The organism is Mycobacterium sp. (genome assembly GCF_035603715.1).
GTDB lineage: Bacteria > Actinomycetota > Actinomycetes > Mycobacteriales > Mycobacteriaceae > Mycobacterium.
The window spans coordinates 1-3,382 of the sequence record NZ_DATNJW010000675.1 but is presented as its reverse complement, the minus strand read 5'-3'; the positions used below and the strand labels follow the sequence as shown (position 1 = coordinate 3,382).

Genomic DNA, 3,382 nt, shown 5'->3' with positions numbered 1-3,382 from the left:
GGGCTGCTGAGCTACCGCTACATCGGGCGCAATCACTCGTCGATGAACATCGGCGACACCGACGACACCGTCGTCATCCGTCGCGACATGCGCAACGAGGCGGGCGGAATCATGGTGGCGCCGTTGGCCATCGCCTCGCCCGAAGGTTGCCAGACCGACATGGTCGCGGTGCCCAACCCGGTGATCGCCTCGGTGCAGATCGTCGACCCTGGATACGACGTGAAAAGGGTCGAGATCGTCGACTCCGGCAACGTGCACCAGGGCCGGATGATGGGCTACGGGCGATGCAAGATCGTCGACGCCGACAACCCGGACCGGCTCATCGCCTTCAATGAAGGCCAGGGCGCGATCATTGGTGTCCCGCCGGAAGGCCTTGGAAAGATGGATGTTTCGGGCACCGAGCTGGTGATCGAGGATTCGCCCGATCTGCCGCCGATGTGGCAGGCGTTCGGCGCGTCCAGACGGCCCGATGGCCACTGGCAGCTGCCGGCCCTCAGCATGGAGCTGGCCTCACCGGACGCGGCGCTGCACATCGGACCGCAGCATGTGGTGCTCGAAACCGCCGCGATCGATCTGGCCGCCGAGGCGGCCGGAACGCGCAAGCTCCAGGTCGTGAGTTGGCACGTGATGTTCATGTCGCGCGGCAAGGTCGGGCCGTTCCGGGTGGACGGCACCGCGCACGTCGGCGGTTCGGGCAAGGTGGGTGTGCGGATGTTGCTGCACGACGAGGGCAACTCCGACAAGGCGGTGACGTCGGCAGCAGCGGTCTTCGAGATCGTCGGCTAGTTCAAGGAGTGAATAATGGCTAATGCCAAGGATGCTCGTCAGTGGGCACGCCATGCATTGCACGGCATCGGCGACTCGCTGTACACCCCGTTCAGCGGCCGCGACGGCGACGACATCGACTGGGACGCCTACCGCACCCTGGTCCGGCACTGTGTGGGCGCGTTGAGGCACCCCATGCTCTGGGTAACAAGCGGTCTGTCGGAATTCTGGTCGCTGACCATCGCGGAGCGAAAGAAGCTGCTGGAAGTCGCCATTGACGAGGCCCGCAGCATCGACCCGGACGTGATCGTCCAGTCGTGCACCGCGGCGATGTCGGCCAAGGACTGCCTGGAACTCACCCAGCATGCCCAGGATGCGGGCGCCGACATTGTCTACATTCAGACGCCGATGATGGAATTGCACGGTGGCGAAGGGGCTTTGAACTACTTCAAATACATCGCCGACCGCACGGACATCGCACTCGGAATGTTCAACTCGCCCAGCTCGGGATACGTGCTGTCCGCTCAAGAGGGCGCGCGCATAGTCGCGGAGATCCCCGCGGTATGCGCCACCAAAGAGGGATCGTTCCGACCGCATCAGAGCCGCTTCCTGCACGAGCTGGCACCAGATCTGGTGATCTGGGAGTGCGATACGACGGTGTACCGGGCCGGCTGGCTGAAATCGGGCATCGTCGGCCCCGGGCAGCTGGGTACCGCCGGCTACCTCTTCGAGACACCGAAGAAACGCGCCCTGTCCGAATACTGGGACATGATCTGGAACGAGAAGTTGGTCGAGGCAATGGATTACGCGCAGGAGTCGGGGCTCGACCAGTTCGAGCTCGACATGCGGGGCTGGTTCACCCGCTACCCCGGGCGGCCCGACTACTTCACCCACTGGGGCGGCGCGTTCAAGTACGCCGCGTCGGTGATCGGGCTGCCGGTCGGCTCGTACCCGGAATCTCGGCCGCCGCAGGCTAAATTGCCCGAGGAGGCGCGTATCGACATCCGTGCCGCTTACCGCCGATTCGGGCTGATCGGCGAATAGCCCGAAAATGACCGTGATACAGGAGGACTCGTTATGACCGACGCCAAACCACTTGCCGGCATCCGCATCTTGGAAGTCGCGGCGTGGACGTTCGTCCCCGCGGCCGGTGCGGTACTCGCCGAGTGGGGAGCGGACGTGATCAAGGTCGAGCCGCGAGAGGGTGGGGATCCGCAGCGCGGCCTGGTCACCATGGGCCTCATTCCGGGCGGCCCGACCGCGGTCAATTACATGATCGAAATGCCCAACCGCGGAAAGAAATCCATCGGCATCGACTTGCTGAAGCCGGGCGGGCAGGAGGTCGTGCATGAGCTCGCCAAGAGCAGCGACGTGTTCCTCACCAGCTACCTGCCGAGCCGGCGCGATCGTTTCGGCATCGGTGTCGAGCAGATCCGCGCCGCCAACCCCGACATCATCTATGTCCGCGGATCCGGTTACGGCCCCGAAGGTCCCGACGCTGACAAGCCCGGCTATGACGGCGTGTCCTTCTGGTCGCGCGGCGGGATCGCCGATGCGCTGACCCGCGAGCTGCCGGAGCCGGTGATGCAGACCCCGGCATTCGGTGACCTGATGGGCGGGTTGACGATTGCCGGCGGGATCGCCGCGGCGCTATACAAACGCAAGGCGACCGGTGAGACCTCGATCGTGGACGTCTCGCTGCTAGGGCTGGCGGCGTGGGCGATGACCCCGCAGGTGACCGCCGCGGACCTCTACGGCGGGGACCCGATTCCCACGTTCACCCACCGCGACATGCCCAACCCGCTGGTGGGCAACTACAAGACCAAGGATGACCGCTACATCACGCTGATGATGCTGCAGGGCGACAAGTTCTACCCCGAGTTCATGACGGTCATCGGCCGTACCGACCTGATCACCGACCAACGCTTCGCCGATGGCCACAACCGTTTTATGAACCGCGGCGAGCTCATCGACATCATGGATGAAGAATTCGCGTCAAAGACCGTTGACCAGTGGCGCGAGATCCTCAAGCCACTGTCGGGCGCCTGGGCCGTCCTGCAGAAGACCAGTGAGCTGCACGAAGATCCCGCCGTCATCGCCAACGGTTACATCCCGACGGTGAATGCGATGAACGGCAAGCCCTACATCATCCCGACCAACCCGGTCCAATTCGACGGGCATCACGTCCAGCCGACCGGTGCACCCGAACACGGTCAGCACACCGAGGAGATTCTGCTGGAAGCCGGGGTCGACTGGGACAAAATCGAGCAATACAAGCAGGACGGGTCGATTCTGTAAGCGCCGACGCGTCCCGGGTGGAACTAGGCGCTGCGGCGGATGCCGCGGGTGCGGCTGATGTCCCGCTTGAGCAGCAGTTCGCGCTCGGTCTCCGACAGGCCGCCCCAAATTCCGTACGGCTCGCCGACCTCCAGGGCGTGCGCACGGCACTGGGCCATCACCGGGCAGGTGCGGCACATCTCCTTGGCCCGGCGTTCACGCTGCAGACGGGCCCGACCACGCTCACCGTCTGGGTGGAAGAACACCGAGGAATCCACGCCGCGGCAAAGGCCGTGTAATTGCCATTCCCAAATGTCTGCATTGGGACCTGGTAGTTGCT

4 protein-coding genes are annotated in these 3,382 nt (G+C 64.4%); 3 read left to right on the top strand and 1 reads right to left on the bottom strand.

The annotated features are described in order from the left end of the window. From VN856_RS27145 to VN856_RS27135, 3 genes are all read left to right on the top strand, one after another. Nucleotides 1–786 (top strand): hypothetical protein (locus VN856_RS27145; protein ID WP_325695082.1); only part of this gene is annotated, 786 nt, incomplete at its 5' end. Nucleotides 787–801: 15 nt separating this feature from the next. Further along, the gene (locus VN856_RS27140) at nucleotides 802–1,809 is read left to right on the top strand and encodes a dihydrodipicolinate synthase family protein (RefSeq protein ID WP_325695080.1); all 1,008 of its coding nucleotides are present in this window, start codon (nucleotides 802–804) and stop codon (nucleotides 1,807–1,809) included. Nucleotides 1,810–1,842: 33 nt separating this feature from the next. After that, nucleotides 1,843–3,063, top strand: coding sequence for a CoA transferase (locus VN856_RS27135; RefSeq protein WP_325695078.1), 1,221 nt, complete (start codon nucleotides 1,843–1,845; stop codon nucleotides 3,061–3,063). A gap of 23 nt (nucleotides 3,064–3,086) precedes the next feature. On the opposite strand, the gene VN856_RS27130 is transcribed toward VN856_RS27135, so the two are convergent. Then, the coding region (locus VN856_RS27130; RefSeq protein WP_325695076.1) for a WhiB family transcriptional regulator at nucleotides 3,087–3,382 on the bottom strand (296 nt) is incomplete at its 5' end.